Source organism: Geodermatophilus saharensis (genome assembly GCF_900188205.1).
GTDB lineage: Bacteria > Actinomycetota > Actinomycetes > Mycobacteriales > Geodermatophilaceae > Geodermatophilus > Geodermatophilus saharensis.
In genome coordinates this window covers 272,265-292,089 of sequence record NZ_FZOH01000003.1, presented here as the reverse complement: position 1 = coordinate 292,089, position 19,825 = coordinate 272,265, and the positions used below count along the sequence as shown (strand labels likewise).

Genomic DNA, 19,825 nt, shown 5'->3' with positions numbered 1-19,825 from the left:
GGCGGTACCACCTCCCGGCCGGATCGAGCGGAGCGGCGGACGGCGGCGAGCGGGCGTGCCGGTCATGGCGGGATGCTCGCACCATGAGCGGCGACCCGACAGCCCCCCGCCCGGACACCCCGCAGGCGGCGGAGCCGGAGTGGTGGCGGCGCAGCGCCGTCTACCAGGTCTACCCGCGGTCGTTCGCCGACTCCGACGGCGACGGCGTGGGCGACCTCGCCGGCCTGCGGGCGCACCTGGACCACCTGTCGGCGCTGTCCGTGGGGGCGGTGTGGCTCTCCCCGGTGTTCCCCTCGCCGATGGCCGACTTCGGCTACGACGTCGCCGACTTCTGCGCCGTCGACCCGCTCTTCGGCGGCCTCGACGAGCTCGACGCCCTGGTCGCCGACTGCCACGAGCGGGGCATCCGCGTGGTGCTGGACTGGGTGCCCAACCACTCCTCAGACCGGCACCCGTGGTTCCTGGCGTCGCGGTCCTCGCGCGAGGACCCGAAGCGCGACTGGTACGTGTGGCGGGACGGCGCACCCGGCGGCGGGCCGCCCAACGACTGGCGCTCGGAGTTCGCCGCGGTCGGGCCGGCCTGGACGTTCGACGAGCCCACCGGCCAGTGGTACCTGCACTCCTACACGCCGCAGCAGCCGGACCTGAACTGGGAGAACCCCGAGGTCGAGGCCGCGATGCACGACACGGTCCGGTTCTGGCTGCGCCGCGGCGTCGACGGGCTGCGGATCGACGCGCTGCAGCGGCTGGCGAAGGACCCGCTGCTGCGCAGCAACGCCGGGTCCGGCCGCCGGCACGACCAGGACTGGGAGACCGTGCACGAGCGGCTGCGCGGCATCCGGCGGGTGGTCGACGAGTTCCCCGACCGGATGATCGTCGGCGAGGTCTACCTGCTGGACCTGCAGCGGGTGCTCGCCTACCTGGCCGGCGGTGACCAGCTGCACCTGGCGCACAACTTCGTCTTCGTCCACCTGCCCTGGGACGCCGGCGCCTTCCGCACCGCCGTCGAGGAGTTCACGGCCCGGGCCGAGCCGGAGGCCTGGCCGGCCTGGTTCCTCGGCAACCACGACCACTCGCGCATCGCCACCCGCTACGACGGCGCCGAGGGGGACGGCGGACACGGCCCGGCCCGGGCGCGGGCGGTCGCGCTGCTGCTGACCGCGCTGCGCGGCACGCCGTTCCTCTACCAGGGCGACGAGCTGGGGCTGCCCGACGCCTCCGTGCCGCCCGACCGCGTGGTCGACGTCGACGGGCGCGACCCCGAGCGCGCGCCGATCCCCTGGCGGCCGCCGTCGGTGGCCGGCCCGGGCGCCGGGTTCACCACCGGGCAGCCGTGGCTGCCCCTGGTGGCCGACGCCGAGCGGCTGTGCGTGGAGCGCCAGGCCGCCGACCCGGACTCGACGCTGTCGCTGGTCCGCCGGCTCGGTGCGCTGCGCGCGGGCTCGCCGGTCCTGCAGAGCGGGTCGCAGCGGGTGCTCGGCGCCGGCCCCGACGTCCTGGCCTGGGTGCGCGGCGAGGGGGCCGACCGGCTGGTGGCCGCGGTCAACTTCGCCGCCGTCCCCCGGCCGCTGGCGGCCGACGGCCTCCCCGCGGGGGAGCTCGAGGTGCTGCTGTCCACCGACCCCGGCCGGGCCGGGCGCCCGGACGACGCGACGCCGTCCGGACTTGTGCTGCGGCCCGACGAGGGCGTGCTCCTGCGGACCCGGGTCCCCTGACGCCCGACCTCCGACCCCCGGCCCGGTGCCGGGCACCGGCCGGCGACCGGGTGCCGACCCGGGACATGCACGGGCGCGACGCCGGCCCGGGAACTGCCAGCGTGGGCCGGTCCCCACAAGCAGGCGGTCGGCGCCCCCGCAGCCGGGCCCGCCGCCCCACCGGAGGAGGCCCGCATGTCCCGGTCGACCGCGCCCGCGCCGATCCCCGCCGCCCAGCAGCCGGACGGTGCCGCGATCCGCCCGTTCCGGATCGAGGTCCCCGACGAGGCCCTCGCCGAGCTGCGCCGGCGGATCGAGGCGACCGTGTGGCCCGAGCGCGAGACCGTGCCCGACACCTCCCAGGGCGTGCCGCTGGCCACGATGCAGGCGCTGGCCCGGCACTGGGCCACCGACTACGACTGGCGCCGCGTCGAGGCGCGGCTCAACGCGCTGCCGCAGTTCCGCACCGAGATCGACGGGCTCGACATCCACTTCCTGCACGTGCGCTCCCGGCACGAGGACGCGCTGCCGCTGGTGGTCAACCACGGCTGGCCCGGGTCGGTGATCGAGCAGCTGAAGATCATCGAGCCGCTGGTCGACCCCACCGCGCACGGCGGCAGCGCCGCCGACGCCTTCCATGTGGTCATCCCCTCGATGCCCGGCTACGGGTTCTCCGGCAAGCCGACCGGCACCGGCTGGGGACCGGAGCGGATGGCGCGGGCCTGGGCGCAGCTGATGACCCGGCTGGGCTACGACCGCTACGTCGCCCAGGGCGGGGACTGGGGCGCCTTCGTCGTCGACCAGATGGGCCTGCAGGCCCCCGAGGGCCTGCTCGGCATCCACACCAACATGCCCGCCGTCGTCCCGGCCGACGTCGACCGGGTCCTCGTGGCCGGCGGCCCGCCGCCGGACGGGCTCGCCGACGACGAGCGGCGCGCCTGCGAGCAGCTGCTGCGCACCTACGGGCAGGTCGAGTACGCGCGCTACATGGCCGCCCGCCCGCAGACCCTGTACGGCATCGCCGACTCCCCCGTCGGCCTGGCCGCCTGGCTGCTGGACCACAACGACGCCGACGGCCAGCCCGCCGCGGCGGTGGCGCAGGCGCTGGAGCGGGAGACCAGCGACACCGGCGAGCTGACCCGCGACGAGGTCCTCGACAACATCACGCTCTACTGGCTGACCACCACCGGGGTCTCGGCCTCGCGGCTCTACTGGGAGTACCGGGGCGGCTTCTTCGACGCCAAGGGCGTGCAGATCCCGGTCGCGGTCAGCGTCTTCCCCGGCGAGCAGTACGAGGCCCCCCGCAGCTGGACCGAGCGGGCCTACCCCGGCCTCGTCCACTACGACCGGCTGGACCGCGGCGGGCACTTCGCCGCGTGGGAGCAGCCCTCCCTCTTCGTCGACCAGCTCCGCGCCGGCTTCCGGTCCCTGCGCGGCCCGCAGGTCCCCCAGCCGCGCTGACCACGCTCCGAGCCGAGAGGAGTCCCTCCCGTGGACCTGCACCTCGAGGTCGTCGTCCTGCCCGTCTCCGACGTCGACCGCGCCAAGGAGTTCTACAAGGGCCTCGGGTGGCGGGAGGACGCCGACATCGTCGGCGGGGACCAGTTCCGCATCGTGCAGCTGACCCCGCCGGGATCGGGGTGCTCGATCAGCTTCGGCACCGGGGTGACCACCATGACCCCGGGGTCGCTGCAGGGCCTGCTGCTCGTCACCCGCGACATCGAGGCCGCCCGCGCCGAGCTGCTGGAGCGGGGTGCCCCGGTCAGCGAGGTCTTCCACGGCTCGGCCGGCCGCTTCCACCCCGACGACCCGGGCGTGCGCCAGCCCGGTCGCGACCCCGAGGGCCGCAGCTACCAGTCCCACGCTGTGTTCAGCGACCCCGACGGCAACGGCTGGGTGCTGCAGGAGATCACCGAGCGCCTGCCGGGCCGCTGACGCCGTCCACCCGCGACGACGACCCGCGACGACGACCCGCGACGACGACGGGCCCGGCGGTCCGGGGGACGCGGTGTCCCCCGGACCGCCGGGCCCGTGACCGGTCAGCGCGGCCCGGGCACCTGCGGTGCGCGCAGCGGGCGGAACGCGGCCCGGACCTCGGTGGTGAACACCTCGGGCTCCTCCCAGGCGGCGAAGTGGCCGCCCCGGTCGACCTCGTTGAAGTAGCTGAGGGTGGGGTAGCTCTGCTCGGCCCAGCTGCGCGGGGTGCGCCAGATCTCGCCCGGGAAGGTGGTGAACCCGACCGGCACGGTGACCGGCGGCGGGGTCTGCCCGGCCGCGGCCGCCGCGGGGGCGTCGGGGCCGTAGCTCTCCCAGTAGGACCGGGCCGCCGAGGCCCCGGTGCCGGTCAGCCAGTACAGCGTGACGTTGTCGAGGACGTGGTCGCGGGTGAGGTTGCCCGACGGCTGCCCGTCGACGAAGGCGCGGGAGATCTTGTAGTAGGCGTCGGTGTCGTGGTCGAGCAGCCAGGCGGCCAGGGCGACGGGCGAGTCGAGCAGGCCGTAGCCGATGGTCTGCGGCCGGGTGGCCTGCTCGAGGAAGTACGCGAAGCCGCTCGACCGGAAGGTGGCGATCGCGTCGAGGGCCGCGCGCTCCTGCTCGCCGTCCCCCGGCAGCTGGGCGCCCAGCGCGGTGACGAGCAGGTTCAGGTGGATCCCCAGCAGTCCCTCCGGTGCCTGGCGGCCCATCGCGTCGGTGACGCCGGCGCCCACGTCGCCGCCCTGGGCGACGTAGCGGTCGTAGCCCAGGCGGCGCATCAGCTCGGCCCACGCCCGCCCGACGCGGGCGACGTCCCACCCGATCTCCGCCGGCTCGCCGGAGAAGCCGTACCCGGGCAGGGACGGCAGCACCAGGTGGAAGGCGTCCTCGGCGCGGCCGCCGTGCGCCGTCGGGTCGGTGAGGGGTCCGACCGTCTCGAGCATCTCGACGACGGACCCGGGCCAGCCGTGCGTCATGACCATCGGCAGCGCCTCGGCGTGCGGCGAGCGCACGTGGAGGAAGTGCACGTCCACGCCGTCGATCCGGGTGAGGAACTGCGGCAGCGCGTTCAGCCGCGCCTCGCAGCGGCGCCAGTCGTACTCGGTCGCCCAGTAGCGGGCGAGCTCCTGCAGCGTCCGCAGCTGGACTCCCTGCGAGCGGTCGGGCACCAGCTCCCGCGTGGGCCAGCGGGTCGCCTCGATGCGTCTGCGCAGGTCGGTGAGGGCCTCCTCGGGGACCTCGATCCGGAAGGGGCGGACGGCGGTGCCGGACTCCTGCGCGGCGGTGGACGCGGCAGTGGGCGTCGGGGGGACGGTCGACCGGGTCACGGGTGCCTCCTCGCGGTCTCGCACTCGGCGAGCGGTGGTGAGCGGGGTGCTCGGCTCGACCCTCGTCCGCTCGGCCCGGGGGGCGCGCCAGGGAGACCCCCTGGCACCTGCCCTGGCCGCGGGCACCCCTGCGCGGGCCGGGCCGCGCGGACGGGCGAGCGCAGTGACGTCCGGCGACGGAGGGTCACCGCCACCCGGGGTCCCGGCCGGACCACCGGGCTCCCGGCCCGCTGCCTGTTCCCCTGCGGGCTGGCGAGAGGGACTCTCGTCGTCGTCAGTCCTGCATCCCGGAAGGCGCGTCGCGGGGGCATGCGGCGACCGGCTCGGCCGAGGGGACCTTCGATGGCACACCCGGAACCCGTCGCGCGCTGCGGCGGTGCGCAGCCCCCGGACCGCCTCCCCGCGAGCGCGGCGCCCCTGACCCCGGCGCCCGGGACCCCGGCGGCCGTGACCCCGCCGCCCCCGTGACCGACCTCCGCCGCAGGACGGCCGCACCGGTGCGCCACTCCCGCGCGCCCGTGCCGCAGCCGGCGTCCCCCCTCCCCCGGACCAGCCCGTGGCCCGGGCTGCTGGGACGGCGCACCGAGTGCGAGACCCTGAGCGGGCTGGTGGCCGCGGCGAAGGCCGGCCGCAGCCAGGTCCTGGTGCTGCGCGGGGACGCCGGCATCGGCAAGACCGCCCTGCTGGACTTCCTGCTCGAGCGCGCCGTCGGCTGCCAGGTGGCCCGCGCGGCCGGCGTGGAGTCGGAGATGGAGCTGGCCTTCGCCGGCCTGCACCAGCTGTGCAGTCCGTACCTCGACCGGCTGTCCACGTTGCCGGCTCCGCAACAGCAGGCGCTGGGCACCGCCTTCGGGCTGCGGGCCGGCACCGCGCCCGACCGCTTCCTCGTCGGCCTGGCCGTGCTGACCCTGCTGTCGGAGGTGGCGGAGGAGCGGCCGCTGGTCTGCGTCGTCGACGACGTGCAGTGGCTCGACCACGCCTCGGCGCAGACCCTGGAGTTCGTCGCCCGCCGGCTCGCGGCCGAGCCGGTGGCGATGGTCTTCGCCGTCCGGCCCTCGGACCGGGAGCCCACCCTCACCGGCCTGCCCGAGCTCGAGGTGCGCGGTCTGAGCACCACCGACGCGCGGGCGCTGCTGGACTCGGCGGTGACCGGCACGCTCGACCCGCGGGTGCGCGACCGCGTGGTGGCCGAGAGCCACGGCAACCCGCTGGCCCTCCTGGAGCTCCCGCGGGGGCGCACGCCCGCCGAGCTCGCCGGCGGCTTCGGGCTGCCGGACGCCACGCCGCTGGCCGGCCGGATCGAGGACAGTTTCCGCCGCCGGCTGACCCCGCTGCCCGAGGTCACCCGCCGGCTGCTGCTCATCGCCGCGGCCGACCCGGTCGGCGACCCGGTCCTGGTGTGGCGCGCCGCCGAGCGCGTGGGCATCGGCCCCGACGCGGCGGTCCCCGCGACCGACGCGGGGCTGGTGGAGATCGGCACGCACGTGCGCTTCCGGCACCCCCTGGTGCGCTCCGCGGTGTACCGCGCGGCGTCCCCGGAGCAGCGGCGCACGGCGCACCGCGCGCTGGCGTCGTGCCTGGACCCGGGCACCGATCCCGACCGCCGCGCCTGGCACCGGGCGCAGGGGACGGGCGGCCTGGACGAGGACGTCGCCGCCGAGCTGGAGCGGGCGGCGGTCCGGGTGCGCGCCCGCGGCGGGCAGGCCGCCGCGGCGGTCTTCCTCGAGCGGGCGGTGGCGCTGACCCCGGACCCCGGGCGCCGGGCCCGGCGGGCGCTGGCCGCGGCGCACTCGGCCAACCTCGCCGGGGCGCCCGAGCGGGCCCTGGACCTGGTGTCCACCGCGCAGGCCGGACCGCTCGACGAGCTGGACCGGGCACGGGCGGAGCTGCTGGCCGCCCAGGTCACCTTCGCGGCGACCCGCGGCCGGGACGCGCCGCGGCTGCTGCTGTCGGCGGCCCGGCGGCTGGAACCGCTGGACGCGACGCTGGCCCGCGCCACGTACCTCGACGCGTTCTCCGCGGCGGTGGCCGCCGGGCGGGAGGCCCGCGGCGGGGACCTGCGCGACGTCGCCGCCGCCGTCCTGTCCGCCGGGTGGGGCCCGTCCCCCGGCGCGCTGCCGCGGTCGTGCGCGCTGCTGCTGGACGGGCTGGCCCTGCTCCTGACCCAGGGGCCCGGCGCAGGCGTCCCGGTGCTGCACCAGGCGCTGGCCGCGCTGCGTGACGAGCCGCTCCCCGAGGACGACGCGCTGCGCTGGCTGTGGCTGGCCTGCCGCACCGCGCGGGCCCTGTTCGACGACCTGAGCTGGGACGTGCTCAGCGAGCGCCAGGTGCGGGTGGCCCGCCGGACCGGCGCGCTGTCGCTGCTGCCGATGGCCCTGACCGAGCGGTTCAGCATGCAGCTGTTCGCCGGCAACCTGGCCGTGGCGACGTCCCTGGTCGGCGAGGCGGCCTCCGTCACGGAGGCCATCGGCAGCCGCGTCACCCCCTACGGCGCGGTCTCCCTGGCCACCTGGCGGGGCCGCGAGGCCGAGGCGCGGGCGCTGGTCGACGCCAGCCGCGAGGACGTCGTGCGGCGCGGCGAGGGCCTGTGGCTGATCTCCGCGGACTGGACGACGTCGGTGCTCATGCTGGGGCTGTGCCGGTACGACGAGGCGCTGAGCGCCGCGGAGGGGGCGGCCCGCGAGGCCGACGGGCTCGAGCTGTGGACGTGGGTGGAGCCGGAGGTCGTGGAGGCGGCCGTCCGCAGCGGCCGGCCCGAGCGCGCCACCGTGCCCGCGGAGCGGTTCAGCACCTTCGCGCGGTCCAGCGGCACCGACTGGGCGCTCGGCGTGGACGCCCGCTGCCGGGCCCTGCTCACCCACGGCGAGGAGGCCGAGGCGCTCTACCGGGAGTCGGTCGAGCGCCTCGGCCGCACCGGCATCCGGGTGGCGCTGGCCCGCGCGCACCTGCTGTTCGGGGAGTGGCTGCGCCGCGAGGGCCGGCGCCGGGAGGCCCGCGACCACCTCCGCACCGCCCACCGGATGCTGGTCGACATGGGCATGGAGGCCTTCGCCGAGCGGGCCCGCCAGGAGCTGACCGGCACCGGGGAGACGGCGCGGCGCCGGGTCGTGGCGACCCTCGACGAGCTGACCCCCCAGGAGGCGCAGATCGCCCGGCTGGCCGCCGAGCGGCTGACCAACCCGGAGATCGGCACGCAGCTGTTCCTCAGCCCCCGCACGGTCGAGTGGCACCTGCGGAAGGTCTTCACCAAGCTCGGCATCGGCTCCCGGCGCGAGCTGGTCGCCGCGCTGGCCCGCGCCGACGCCTGAGCGCCCCGCCACCCGGGGCGGAGGTCACCCCGCGACCCGGGCCCCGGTGCCCACGCGGCGGTCCCAGCCGTGGAAGTGCGACCAGTCGCCGGCGTCCCAGGCCTCGCGCAGCCCCGGCGCGCCGAGGTCCCAGTCGGGGCGGACCTCGGCGGTCGCGGCGCGCAGGTCGCGCCACAGCTCCGCCGGCGAGGGCCGGCCCCAGAACCAGTAGCCGTTGTAGACCGAGTGCACGACCAGGCCGGGCTTGAGCACCAGCGTGTGCGGGATCATCGGGTCGTTCTCGGGGTCGGTGTACTCCTGGATGTCGAGGTCGCGCTGCACGATCCGCCCGGGGTCGGACAGGAACGTCCACTGGGCGCCGACCGAGGCGCGGAACTCCTGCAGCGACCGGCGGTCGTCGGTGGTGACGGTGACGATCCGGGTGTAGGCGACGGCGAACCTCGGCTGGGCCGCGGCCAGCTCCAGGTGCTGCTGGTGGTCCTTCGGGCAGTAGTGGCCGCGGGCGAGGAGCAGGACCATCGGGTCGCCGCCCTGCAGCTCGCCGAGCGTGCGCTCGGTGCCGGTGTGGTCGGGCAGCGCGTAGTCGGGGAAGACGCCGCCCGGCGTGATGTCCGAACGCATGGGATGCCCCTCTCCTCCGGCCCCCCGTCCTCCCGGACGAGGCTGCACCGTGCCCGCGGCCGGTCGCGCCCGGCAGATGCCCTGGCCCTCCACCCGCCGGTCCCCGGTGGGGTCCCGGCCCGCCCGCGGGTCCCGGGACCAGGCGCCGGACCAGGGACTGTCCCTGGCTCGCCGCCGGCGGCGACGGGACAGCCTGGTCCCGACCGGCGCCGGTCGGTGCCGGGTCCGGCGAGCACGAGGAGCGCACCGTGGACGAGATGGACGTCGCGACGCTGGCCGGCCTGCTGCGCGAGGCCGAGGAGCACCACGGGCAGTACGAGCCGGTGGGGCCGCCGCACCACTGGTCGGACTGGTACGCCGGCTACATCGTGGCCCGCCGGCAGGGCCGCACCGCCGACGAGGCCGTCGCCGAGGCGACCGCCGTCATCGAGGGCGCCCGGCACTGACCCCTCCGGACCGGTCCGCCGGGCCCCGGCACCCGAGGAACGCACCCGAGGAGCAGACGTGGACTACGACGTCATCGTGCTGGGCGGCGGAGCGCCCGGTGAGCACTGCGCCGCCCGCCTCGCCGAGGGCGGCAAGCGGGTGGCCGTCGTCGAGCGCGAGCGGGTCGGCGGGGAGTGCTCCTACTGGGCGTGCATCCCGTCGAAGACGCTGCTGCGACCCGGTGAGGCGCTGGCGGCCGCGCGGCGGGCACCCGGAGCCGCACAGGCGGTGACCGGCCCGCTGGACACCGCCGCCGCCCTCGCCTGGCGGGACTTCATGGTCTCGGACTACGACGACTCCGGCGCCGTGAAGTGGGCCGAGGGGGAGGGCATCGACGTCCTCCGCGGCCACGGCCGCCTCGCCGGCCACGGCAGGGTGACGGTGGCCGGGCACACCCACACCGCCGAGCACGTGGTCGTGGCCACCGGCTCGGACCCGTTCGTGCCGCCGGTCCCGGGCCTGCGCGAGCTGCCCGGCTTCTGGACCAGCCGCGAGGCGACCGGCATGACCGCGGTCCCCCGCCACCTGCTGGTCCTCGGCGGCGGCCCGGTCGGCGTGGAGATGGCCCAGGCCGTCACCCGGCTGGGCGGCTCGGCGTCGATCGTCGAGGGCATGGACCACCTGCTCTCCCGCGAGCCGCGGCCGCTGGGGACGGCGCTGGGCACGGCGCTGGCGGCCGACGGCGTGGGCCTGCACCTGGGGCGGATGGCGTCGGCGGCCCGCTACGCGGACGGCGAGTTCGTGCTCGAGCTGTCCGGCGGCGAGCTCCTGCGCGGCGACCGGCTGCTGGTGGCCACCGGCCGCCGTCCCCGGGTGCACGACATCGGCCTGGAGACCGTCGGCCTGGAGGAGCTGCGCCTCGACACCCGGTGCAACGCCCGCGAGGGGCTGTGGGCCGTCGGCGACGTGATGACCCCCTGGCCGCTGACGCACGTCGGCAAGTACCAGGCGCGAGTGGTGGCGTCGAACATCCTCGGCCGGCCCCGCACGGTCGACTACTCCGCCGTCCCGCGGGTGACCTACACCGACCCGGAGGCCGCCGCGGTCGGCGCCGCCGACGGCCCGGTCACGGTCACCGTCCCGCTGTCGCAGGTGGCGCGGACGGCGACCTACACGCGCTCGTACGACACCGAGCCGGGCTTCCTCACCCTCGTCTCCGACGGGACCCGGCTGACCGGGGCGTACGCCCTCGGCCCGGCCGCCGGGGAGTGGCTGCAGCAGGCCACCCTCGCCGTCCGGGCCCGGGTGCCGCTGGAGGTGCTCGAGGACGTGATCCAGCCGTTCCCGACCTTCTCCGAGGCCTTCCTGGAGGCGCTGCTCCGGCTGCGCGCCGCGGCCGGACGCGGCTGACCGTCCCCGATCCCGTCGCGCCGGCCCGCGCACCGGCGCGACGGTCATCTGACCGATGCCGGCCCGCGCGGTCCCCCACAGGGTGGGACCGGCGGGCGGCGGCCCCGGCGGCACGGACCGGGGGTCGCCGCACGAGGAGGAGGGCAGCCATGTCACTGGTCTCTCGGGGGTTCGGCCGCCGGAGGTCCGGCACCACCGACGACCGCCTGCCACCGGGGCAGTACGACACCGGGAGCCGTTTCCCGGTGCTGTCGGCCGGACCGACGCCGCACACCCCGCCGGCCCGCTGGGACTTCTCCGTGCGCGGTGAGGTGGAGACGCCGCGCACCTGGACCTGGGAGGAGTTCCGGGCGCTGCCGCGTGAGGCGATCTCCGTCGACATCCACTGCGTGACGAAGTGGTCGAAGTTCGACACCCGCTGGGAGGGCGTCGCGGTCGACACCCTGCTGGCCGACGTCGGCACGCGGACCACCCACGTGCTGGCGTTCTGCGACGGCGGCTACACCACCAACCACCGCCTCGACGACGTCACCGGCGGCCGGGCGTGGGTGGTCGACACCTACGACGGGGAACCGCTGGCACCCGAGCACGGCGGCCCGGCGCGGCTGCTCGTCCCGCACCTGTACTTCTGGAAGAGCGCCAAGTGGGTGCGCGGGCTGATGCTGACCCGCACCAACGAGCCCGGCTTCTGGGAGACCTTCGGCTACCACGACCGCGGTGACCCGTGGCTCGAGCAGCGGTACAGCGGCGACTGACCTGGCTGCAGGCCAGGATGGCCGACAGCCGGCCCGCGAGCGCGCGGGTCCGGCGGCTGGTCTTCGACGTGGACGGCTGGCCCGGGCACCTGCCCGGGCAGCACGTCGACGTGCGGCTGACGGCCGAGGACGGCTACACCGCGGAGCGCAGCTACTCGATCGCCTCCCCGCCCGAGGACCCGCAGCTGCACCTGCTCGTCGAGGACCTCGACGGCGGCGAGGTGTCGCCCTACCTCACCGAGGACATGCGCCCCGGCGACGTCCTGGAGCTGCGCGGGCCGATCGGCGGCTACTTCGTGTGGTCGGCGGCCGCCGACGCCGGCACCCCGGCGGAGCAGCGGCGGCCGGTGCAGCTCGTGGCCGGCGGCGCCGGGGTCTCCCCGTTCCTGGCGATGCTCGACCACTCCCGCCGGGCCGGCGACCCCACCCCGGTCCGGCTGCTCTACTCCGCCCGCTCCGCCGACGACGTCCTGGGCGAGGAGCTCCTCGGGCCGCAGACGACGGTCACGCTGACCCGCGGCGCGCCGGCGGGCTGGACCGGGCGCACCGGCCGCATCGACGCCGACCTGCTGCGGCGGGAGGCGTTCGCACCCGCCGAGCGGCCGCGGGTCTTCGTGTGCGGGCCGACCGTGTTCGTGGAGGCCGTCGCCGGCACCCTCGTCGACCTCGGCCACGACCCGCGCAGCATCCGGCTCGAGCGCTTCGGCGGCTCGACCGACCCGCAGTGACCGCGACCGCCCCGACGTCCCGAGGAGAGCCATGACCGCTCCCGCCGGTGCACCCCCGACCGTGGGGTCGGCGATGCGCCCCCCGGTCACCACCGTGGAGCTGCGGGCGCACCTGGCCGCGGCGGCCTACCTGATGAAGCGGTCGGGGGACACCGCTCTCGTCGTCACCCGCGCCGACGACACCGGCGTCCCGATCGGGATCGTCACCGACGCCGACGTCAGCCAGGCGGTGGCCGACGGCCACGACCTCGAGGCTCTGCGGGTCAGCGACGTGGTGTCCGGCCCGCCGGTCACGGTGGCCCCGGACACCCCGGTCCCCGACGCGCTGCGCGTCATGGTCGACCACCGGCTGCACCACCTGCTGGTGCTCGCCGAGGGGAAGCTCGCGGGCATCGTCGACATGCTCGACCTGTGCCGCGTCTCCCTCGACGTGGCCGCGCCCGTGGCGCCCGGCACGGCCTGAGGGCCCGAGCCCGCGCGAGCGGGCAGTCGTGGCTGTCCGCCACGGCGTGTCGGCGCGTGCCGCCGACCACAGGTGCGCACTCGGGCCCCGGACCGTCCCCGGGGCGGTCAGCCGGCCGGCGGTGCGGCGAGCAGCAGCACGCCGCTCATCTCCAGGCGCCGCCCGCCCTCGTCGGACGCGCAGCGCATGACGACCTGCATGCAGCCCGGGCAGCGGACCACCATGGCCGGGGCGTCGGCGTAGACGAGGTGCGCACCCAGCGCCGACCGGTTGCCGCAGTGCGCGCAGGTGACCATCGCGGTGGTCGGGTCCAGGGTCATCATCTCGGTCAGCACGCCGGCCGCCGCGTTGCCGTCCAGCCGGCGGTCGGGCTCGCCCGTCGGGTCGCTCATCGGGTGTCTCCCCTCCCCCGCGCCCCGTGGCGCGGGCGTCCTCACGTCCCGGACCGGTGGTCGGCCGGGACCGCGCGCAGCGGCCGCGCCGCGCGGCCGTCTCCGCCGCCGTCGCCGTGGAACCGGCGGATCGCCGCGAGCGTCTCCGCCGGTCGCTCCTCGGCCAGGAAGTGGCCGCTGTCGAGTGCCTCGCCGGTGACGTCGTCGGCCCACTCCCGCCAGACGGCCAGCGTGTCGTACCAGGACGCCAGGGCGCCCCGGCCGGCCCACAGCACCTGCAGCGGGCAGCCGATCCGCCGCCCGGCGGCCCGGTCGGCCTCGTCGTCGTCCCGGTCGCAGGTGGCCCCGGCGCGGTAGTCCTCGCAGATGGCGTGCACCACCGCCGGGTCCCGCACGCAGCGGGCGTAGTCGGCCACCGCCTCCGGCCGGAAGCGGCGGATCGCGCCGCCGAACTCGGCGTCGAAGAAGAAGAACTCCGGGTCGGGGGCGATGAGCCGCTCGGGCACCGGCTCGGGCAGGGCGAGGAAGGCCCAGTGCCAGTAGCCGAGGGCGGTGCGGGCGTCGGCCCGGGCCCACACCTCGGCGGTGGGGACGACGTCCATGACGGTCACCCGGCGCACCGCCGTCGGGTGGTCCAGGGCCATGCGGTAGGCCGCCCGCCCGCCGCGGTCGTGACCGACGACGTCGAAGCGGTCGAAGCCGAGCCGGCGCATGAGGCGCACGCCGTCGCCGGCCATCGCCCGCTTGCCGTAGGTCTCGTGGCCGGGGACGGTCGGCGGCTGGCTGCTGTCGCCGTAGCCGCGCAGGTCCGGCGCGACCACGGTGAACTCCTCGGCCAGCGCGCCGGCCAGGCCGCCCCACATCAGGTGGGTCTCCGGGTAGCCGTGCAGCAGCAGCAGGGGCGGCCCCGAGCCGCCCGAGCGCACCCGCAGCGTGACGTCGCCGACCGGGAGGTGCGCCTGCGCGAAGCCGGCGAACCCGTCGCCGGAGCCGTCGCCGCCGGGCCCGGGCGTGCCTCCCCTGGGGCCGGTCATGTCGGGCTCCTCTCGGCGGGCCTGCCGTGCGCCGAGTCTGCGCAGGTCACCGGGCCGGGGCATCGGTCATGTGACCGGGGCCGGCCGGTGCCCGGGGCGGCGTCAGCCCGGCTGCGGCTCGACGCGCTCCAGGGACTGCACGTGCTCGTCCTGCACCCGCAGGATCGCGGAGTTCCCGCGGAAGAGCACGGTCCAGCCGTCCTCGCGCTCCACCACCACGTCGTCGAAGGTCTCGCGCACGACCTGCTCGCCGTCGCCGTACACCATCCGGTAGGTCGGCACGGCCCACTCCCTCGCCTCGGTCCGGTGTCCCGGTGTCCCGGTGTCCCCGGGCCGGTGTCGCCGGCCCGGGGACACCGTGTCCGGGCCGCGCGGCGGCCGCATCGGTCATGCGACTGCCACCGGGACGCGCCGGGGCCTGCCCGACGGCGTCCTGACCGGGCAGGATGCCCCCCACGGCACACCCGCCGACGACGCCCAGCCGCCCCGGAGCCAGCCATGCGCGCGACCGCCTCGCTGCGTGACGCCAAGCGCCGGCAGACGCGCGAGAGGCTGGAGCAGACGGCGCTGCGGCTGTTCGCCGCGCGGGGCTTCGACGAGGTCACCGTCGAGGACGTCTGCCGGGAGGCGCAGGTTGCGCCGGCCACCTTCTACCGCCACTTCGGCAGCAAGGAGGAGGTCGTCTTCGACTACGTGGCGGGCTTCGGCACCGCGCTGCAGGCCGCCGTCGCGTCCGCGCGCGGGGAGACCGCCCCCTCCCGGCAGCTGCTGCGGGTGCTGGTGCACTTCGCCGGCCACCTGCAGTCGCAGCTGCCGTCGCTGACGCTGCGCGACGGCATCGTCCTCGGCCACGACGGCCTCATGCGGCGGACGCTCGCCGTCCAGCGCGACGTCGAGACGGGGCTCGCTCAGGGGCTGGCCGAACTGCGCGGCCTGCCCGCACCCGACGACGACGTCGTCGCCGAGGCGGCCCTCGGGCTGGTCGTGCTGCGGCTGGCCGTCCGGTCGTGGCGGGGCGGGCACACCGACCACCTGCCCACGGCCACCGAGGCGGCCTACGCGCGGGTGCGCCGGCTGCTCGAGGTCGACGGCTCCCGGCCGTGCGCGCCACCGCCGCCGGAGCACCCGCCGGTCACGCCGGCTCCCGGTTCCCGGCCTCCTGCGGGACACGGGTGAGCGCGTCCCGCAACGCCGCGCGCGAGGAGATGCCGAGCTTGGGGAACACCCGGTACAGGTGCGCGCTCACCGTCCGCGGCGAGAGGTAGAGCTGCGCGCCGATCTGCTTGTTGGTCAGCCCCGACGCGGCCAGCAGCGAGATTTCGTGCTCCTGGGGGGTGAGCTCGACCGGCGCGGCCCGGCCGGCCGGGGACCGGGACACCCCCGTCGCCCGCAGCTCGTGCTCGGCCCGCGCCGCCCACGGCCGGGCCCCGAGCCGGGTGAACGCCTCGAGCGAGGCGGCCAGGTGCAGCCTGGCGGCCCCCGTGGCCCGGACCCGGCGCAGGTGCTCGCCGTAGGCCAGCCGCACCCGGGCGTGCTCGAAGGGGTGGCGGTCGGCGCCGGGCACGGCCATCGCCTCCTCGAAGCAGGCGGCGGCGCGGTCGTCGGGCGCGGCCAGCGCGGCGCAGCCGGCCGCCAGCAGCGCCGGCCGGGGACGCAGCCGGACGACCTCCAGCTCGCGCAGCGCCGCCGCGTGCGCCGCCGCCTCCGCGCGCCGGCCGGTGCGCACCGCGGCCTCGACCAGGTCCAGGGGGACCTCCAGGGCCACCGGCAGGTGCGGCGGCAGCAGCCCGGGCGGGCCGACCGCCGTCCCCTGCCGGTAGGCCTCCTCCACGTCCCCCGCCGCCAGCGCGGCCAGGGCGCGGGCGCGGGCGGCGGCGTGCTCCAGCCCGTGCAGGCCGCGCGGGCCGGCCCAGGACGACACCCGGGCGGCCAGGGCGCGGGCCGTCGCGCCGTCGCCCTCGGCGGCGGCGAGCAGCGCCAGGACGCCGGTCGCGGTGGCGGCGGGCAGCCGGTGGTCCAGCGCCTCGCCCCGCTCGACGGCCTCCTCGGCGGTGCGGCGGGCCTCTCCCCACCGGCCCGCGTCGAAGGCGTCGCGGGAGAGCAGGACCAGCGCGCCGACCGCGGAGCCGGCGGCACCGCCCTCCCGGCCGTCCCAGACCACCCGCCACAGCGCCGGCCGGCACTCCTCCAGCCGGTCGACGGCGAGGGCGGCGGCACCGATCCGCACGATCCGCGCCGGGTCGGCCTCGGCGTCGATCCCGGCGAGCACGCCGTCGAGCCGGCTCAGGTCCGCGGCGGTGGTGCGCGCCGGGGCGCCGCGGGTGCTGCGGGCGACGGCGAGGACGGGCCCGAGCCGGGGACCGAGCCGGGCGGTCGCCGACTCCAGGGGCGGCCACCGGTCGGCGCGGCCCGCGGCGCAGCAGACGTCGAGCAGGTCCGACAGCGCCTCGTCGAGGTCGCCGGACCCGACCGGGCCGCGCAGCGCCGACCCGATCGCCCGGACCAGCCCGGCGTGGGCGCTGTCGGCGTCGCCGGGGCCCAGGAACAGGTGGACGGCGGCGGCCAGCGCCGCCGGCAGGGCGTCCCCCCCGTCGGGGTCGGCCCGCCGGGCCTGCAGCAGCAGGGAGGGGACGCTGCGCAGGTCGCCGAGGACCCGGGCGCCGAGGTAGGCGGCGCGGGACAGGCGGCGGGCCCGCGCGGCGCCGGAGGGGCTCAGGTCGGCGGCGCGCAGCAGCGCGGCGACGGCGCGTCCGCCGTCGCCGCGGCGCAGCGCGCGGTGCGCGGCCTCGTCGAGCAGGTCCGCCGCCTGCCCGTCGGAGCCGACGGCGGCCTCGGCCAGGTGCCAGGCCCGGCGGTCGGGCTGGTCGGCGAGGACGTCGGCCAGCGCCAGGTGGGCGCGGCGGCGGTCGCCGCTGGTGGCCAGCTCGACGGCGGCCGAGCCGGTGAGCGGGTGCCGCAGGGACACCCGCTGGGTGTCCGCGTCGACGTGCACCAGGCCGGCCTCCTCGGCCGGGGCCAGGACGTCGAGCCAGTCCTCCCCGGGGGAGGCCGCGCCCAGGACGGCGAGGTCGCCGGTGCCCTCCAGGGCGGCCAGCAGCAGCAACCGCCGGGTGGCCGGCGGCAGGTCGGCCACCCGGCCGGCGAACCGGGTCCGCAGCCGGCGGCCCAGCGGCAGCACCGGGGGCAGCGCCTCGAGGGCCGCGCGCTGCCGCCCGCTGAGCTGGTCCGGCAGCTCGAGGAGCGCGACGGGGTTGCCCCGGGCCGCGGCGACGATGCGCCGGCGCACCCGCTCGGCCATCGCCGGGTGGCGACTGCCCACCAGCTCCGCGGCCGCCCCGTCGTCCAGGGGCCGCACCTCGTGCTCGGGCAGGCCGGCCGGCGGGAGGGACCCGTCGTCCTCCGTGCGGGCCGCGGCGAGCAGCCCCACGCGGGCGCCGGAGAGCCGGCGGGCGACGAAGCCGAGCACCGCGACGCTGACCCGGTCGAGCCACTGCAGGTCGTCGACGACCAGCAGTACCGGCCCGCCGTCGGCGACCCGGCGCAGCAGGGTGAGGACGGCGGTGGAGACCACCAGCCGGTCGGCGGGCGGGCCGGCCTGGTAGCCGAGGCTGCGGGCGAGGGCGCCGCGGTGCAGCGGCGACAGGGCGGCCCACTCGTCGAGCACCGGCACGAGCAGCTGGTGCAGCCCGGCGAAGGGCACCTCCGCCTCCACCTCGGCGCCCGCCGAGGACAGCACCCGGGTGCCCGAGGCGGCCGCGGCCCGCGCGGCGAGGTCGAGCAGCGCCGTGCGGCCGACCCCCGGCTCACCGGTGAGCAGCAGGGCCGCGCCGGACCGGGCCGCCCGCTCCAGGAAGGAGGCCAGCAGGGCGGACTCCTCCGACCGGCCCACCAGTCCCCCGGCCGGGTGTGCTGCGTCGCCGTCGTCCACCGGTGCCCCCTCCACCTCGGAGCCGTCCCGTCCCGACCGGTCGGCCGGGTACGGACGGCCGGCCGGCCCCCGTGGAGGCGAGAGCGTCTCTCGCGAGCGGGGAGGGGAACAACCGCCCCGGGCACGCGGCCGGCCCGGCCGCCCGACACGCCCGTGGGCGTCCGCCGCCGCGACGGGACGTGCGCGCTCAGTCAGATGACCGATGCAGGCTCGCTATGCCGGACCCGATGCTCGCCGCACCAGCGGCGGGCGGTCGGCGGCCGCCGGCCACCGACCGGGAGGGGCGCCGGCATGGGCACCGGGAGCTTCGGCACCGACGGCATCTACGACACCGACGGCACCGACCCCGAGGAGGACACCGGCCTCCTCGACGCGAAGGACACCCTGGAGGACCTCGACGGGGTCGACGACGTCCTCGACACCGGCTGGTCCCCGGCCGAGCGGCCGTGGGGCGTCGACGAGTGGGGCACCACCGAGCGGGAGGAGTCCGCCGGGGAGGGCCTCAGCGGCCGCCTGGCCCGCGAGCTGCCCGACACCGACCGGCTGGAGGACGGGCGGGTCGAGGGCGACGGCCTCGGCGACACCTCCGACACCGACGGCGAGCCGCTCGACGACGAGGTCGGCGACCGGCGGGCCGGCCGGCTGGTCGAGGACGACGGCGAGTGGGACGACGAGGAGCCCGAACTGCACGCCGCCGACGCCGGCATCGACTCGGCCGCCGCCTCGGCCGAGGAGGCCGCCGTGCACGTCGTCGCCGACCGCGACGCCGACCGCTCCGCCGTCTGGGGGGACCCGTCCTGAGCGCGGGTCCCGGTCCCCAGGACGGAGCCGGAGCCGGAGTGGCGGGCTGGCCGGCGCTGCCGGTGGCGGAGTGGCAGGACACCCGCGACACGCTGCACCTGTGGACGCAGGTCGTCGGCAAGGTCCGGCTGGCGCTGGCGCCGGAGGTCAACCACTGGTGGCAGGTGCCCCTGTACGTGACCGCGCGGGGGCTGACCACCTCGCTCGTGCCCTACCGCAGCGGGCTGGGGCTGGAGGTGGTCTTCGACCTCACCGACCACCGGCTGCTGGTGCACACGACGACCGGGGCGACCCGCCGGATGGCGCTCGAGCCGCGCAGCGTGGCCGACTTCCACCGCGAGTTCCGGTCCTCCCTGCACGAGCTGGGCGTGGACGTCCCCGTCCGGCCGGTGCCGGTGGAGCTGCCCGACGCGATCCCGTTCGACCAGGACCACGAGCACGCGAGCTACGACGCCGACGCCGTCCACCGCTTCTGGACCTCGCTGGTGAGCGCGCACCGGGTGCTGAGCGTCTTCCGCGGCCGGTTCCGCGGCAAGGCCAGCCCGGTGCACTTCTTCTGGGGCGCCTTCGACCTCGCCACCACCCGCTTCTCCGGCCGCGCCGCCCCACGGCACCCCGGCGGCGTGCCCAACTGCCCGGACCGGGTGATGGAGGAGGCCTACCGCGAGGAGGTCTCCAGCTGCGGGTACTGGCCCGGCGGCGCCGCCGAGGGCGCGTTCTACGCCTACGCCTACCCGGAGCCCCCGGGGTACCGCGAGGCCGCCGTCGAGCCGGCCGGCGCGGCCTACGACGGGGCCCTCGGGGAGTTCCTGCTCCCCTACGCCGACGTCCGGGCCGCCGACGACCCCGACGCGCACCTGCTGCGGTTCCTCACCTCGACCCACGACGCCGCGGCGGCCACGGGCCGCTGGCCGCACCCGGACGGCGCCCCGGACCCGGCGGGGGCGTGAGGCCCGACCCCCT

General features: G+C 77.4%; 18 protein-coding genes. 12 read left to right on the top strand and 6 right to left on the bottom strand.

Features of this window, described 5'->3' with window-relative positions:
* The first annotated feature begins 83 nt into the window (after window positions 1-83).
* From CHC04_RS09355 to CHC04_RS09345, 3 genes are all read left to right on the top strand, one after another.
* Complete coding sequence (locus CHC04_RS09355; protein ID WP_089403646.1) at window positions 84-1,715, top strand: alpha-amylase family glycosyl hydrolase; 1,632 nt, start codon at window positions 84-86, stop codon at window positions 1,713-1,715.
* Between the two features lie 174 nt (window positions 1,716-1,889).
* Entirely contained in the window at window positions 1,890-3,155 is a 1,266-nt protein-coding gene (locus CHC04_RS09350; protein WP_089403645.1) for an epoxide hydrolase family protein, read from the top strand.
* A gap of 30 nt (window positions 3,156-3,185) precedes the next feature.
* Window positions 3,186-3,629, top strand: a complete 444-nt coding sequence (locus tag CHC04_RS09345) for a VOC family protein (protein WP_089403644.1) — start codon at window positions 3,186-3,188, stop codon at window positions 3,627-3,629.
* Between the two features lie 104 nt (window positions 3,630-3,733).
* On the opposite strand, the gene CHC04_RS09340 is transcribed toward CHC04_RS09345, so the two are convergent.
* Entirely contained in the window at window positions 3,734-4,996 is a 1,263-nt protein-coding gene (locus CHC04_RS09340; RefSeq protein ID WP_089403643.1) for an epoxide hydrolase family protein, read from the bottom strand.
* Between the two features lie 497 nt (window positions 4,997-5,493).
* Between CHC04_RS09340 and CHC04_RS09335 the strand changes: the two genes are divergently transcribed.
* Entirely contained in the window at window positions 5,494-8,304 is a 2,811-nt protein-coding gene (locus CHC04_RS09335) for an ATP-binding protein (RefSeq protein WP_245817085.1), read from the top strand.
* A gap of 24 nt (window positions 8,305-8,328) precedes the next feature.
* On the opposite strand, the gene CHC04_RS09330 is transcribed toward CHC04_RS09335, so the two are convergent.
* Window positions 8,329-8,925 carry a redoxin domain-containing protein gene (locus CHC04_RS09330; RefSeq protein WP_089403642.1) on the bottom strand — a complete coding sequence of 199 codons (597 nt, stop codon included), beginning with the start codon at window positions 8,923-8,925 and terminating at the stop codon, window positions 8,329-8,331.
* Between the two features lie 248 nt (window positions 8,926-9,173).
* Between CHC04_RS09330 and CHC04_RS09325 the strand changes: the two genes are divergently transcribed.
* The 5 genes from CHC04_RS09325 (at window position 9,174) to CHC04_RS09305 (ending at window position 12,707) form a co-directional block, all read left to right on the top strand.
* A complete protein-coding gene (locus CHC04_RS09325; protein WP_217897272.1) occupies window positions 9,174-9,371 on the top strand; it encodes a hypothetical protein in 198 nt (65 codons plus the stop codon).
* 58 nt (window positions 9,372-9,429) lie between these two features.
* Window positions 9,430-10,761: a dihydrolipoyl dehydrogenase family protein gene (locus tag CHC04_RS09320; RefSeq protein ID WP_089403641.1), complete on the top strand. Its 1,332-nt coding sequence runs from the start codon at window positions 9,430-9,432 to the stop codon at window positions 10,759-10,761.
* Between the two features lie 149 nt (window positions 10,762-10,910).
* Window positions 10,911-11,516, top strand: a complete 606-nt coding sequence (locus CHC04_RS09315) for a sulfite oxidase-like oxidoreductase (protein WP_089403640.1) — start codon at window positions 10,911-10,913, stop codon at window positions 11,514-11,516.
* A 17-nt stretch (window positions 11,517-11,533) separates the two neighbouring features.
* Complete coding sequence (locus CHC04_RS09310) at window positions 11,534-12,244, top strand: FAD-binding oxidoreductase (RefSeq protein WP_217897271.1); 711 nt, start codon at window positions 11,534-11,536, stop codon at window positions 12,242-12,244.
* A 31-nt stretch (window positions 12,245-12,275) separates the two neighbouring features.
* On the top strand, window positions 12,276-12,707 hold the full coding sequence (locus CHC04_RS09305; protein ID WP_089403638.1) for a CBS domain-containing protein: 432 nt from the start codon (window positions 12,276-12,278) through the stop codon (window positions 12,705-12,707).
* A gap of 107 nt (window positions 12,708-12,814) precedes the next feature.
* Here CHC04_RS09305 and CHC04_RS09300 read toward each other — a convergent pair whose 3' ends face one another.
* From CHC04_RS09300 to CHC04_RS09290, 3 genes are all read right to left on the bottom strand, one after another.
* Entirely contained in the window at window positions 12,815-13,099 is a 285-nt protein-coding gene (locus CHC04_RS09300; protein WP_089403637.1) for a DUF6510 family protein, read from the bottom strand.
* Between the two features lie 41 nt (window positions 13,100-13,140).
* On the bottom strand, window positions 13,141-14,133 hold the full coding sequence (locus tag CHC04_RS09295) for an alpha/beta fold hydrolase (RefSeq protein ID WP_089403636.1): 993 nt from the start codon (window positions 14,131-14,133) through the stop codon (window positions 13,141-13,143).
* 102 nt (window positions 14,134-14,235) lie between these two features.
* Window positions 14,236-14,415 carry a hypothetical protein gene (locus CHC04_RS09290; RefSeq protein WP_089403635.1) on the bottom strand — a complete coding sequence of 60 codons (180 nt, stop codon included), beginning with the start codon at window positions 14,413-14,415 and terminating at the stop codon, window positions 14,236-14,238.
* A gap of 216 nt (window positions 14,416-14,631) precedes the next feature.
* On the opposite strand from CHC04_RS09290, the gene CHC04_RS09285 reads away from it, so the two are divergent.
* Window positions 14,632-15,309, top strand: a complete 678-nt coding sequence (locus tag CHC04_RS09285; RefSeq protein ID WP_089403634.1) for a TetR/AcrR family transcriptional regulator — start codon at window positions 14,632-14,634, stop codon at window positions 15,307-15,309.
* On the opposite strand, the gene CHC04_RS09280 is transcribed toward CHC04_RS09285, so the two are convergent.
* A complete protein-coding gene (locus tag CHC04_RS09280; RefSeq protein ID WP_089403633.1) occupies window positions 15,266-18,061 on the bottom strand; it encodes an ATP-binding protein in 2,796 nt (931 codons plus the stop codon). The genes CHC04_RS09285 and CHC04_RS09280 overlap by 44 nt on opposite strands.
* 291 nt (window positions 18,062-18,352) lie before the next feature.
* On the opposite strand from CHC04_RS09280, the gene CHC04_RS09275 reads away from it, so the two are divergent.
* Window positions 18,353-18,862: a DUF5709 domain-containing protein gene (locus tag CHC04_RS09275; protein WP_089403632.1), complete on the top strand. Its 510-nt coding sequence runs from the start codon at window positions 18,353-18,355 to the stop codon at window positions 18,860-18,862.
* 38 nt (window positions 18,863-18,900) lie between these two features.
* Window positions 18,901-19,812, top strand: coding sequence for a DUF5996 family protein (locus CHC04_RS09270; RefSeq protein WP_089403631.1), 912 nt, complete (start codon window positions 18,901-18,903; stop codon window positions 19,810-19,812).
* The last annotated feature ends 13 nt before the right edge of the window (window positions 19,813-19,825 follow it).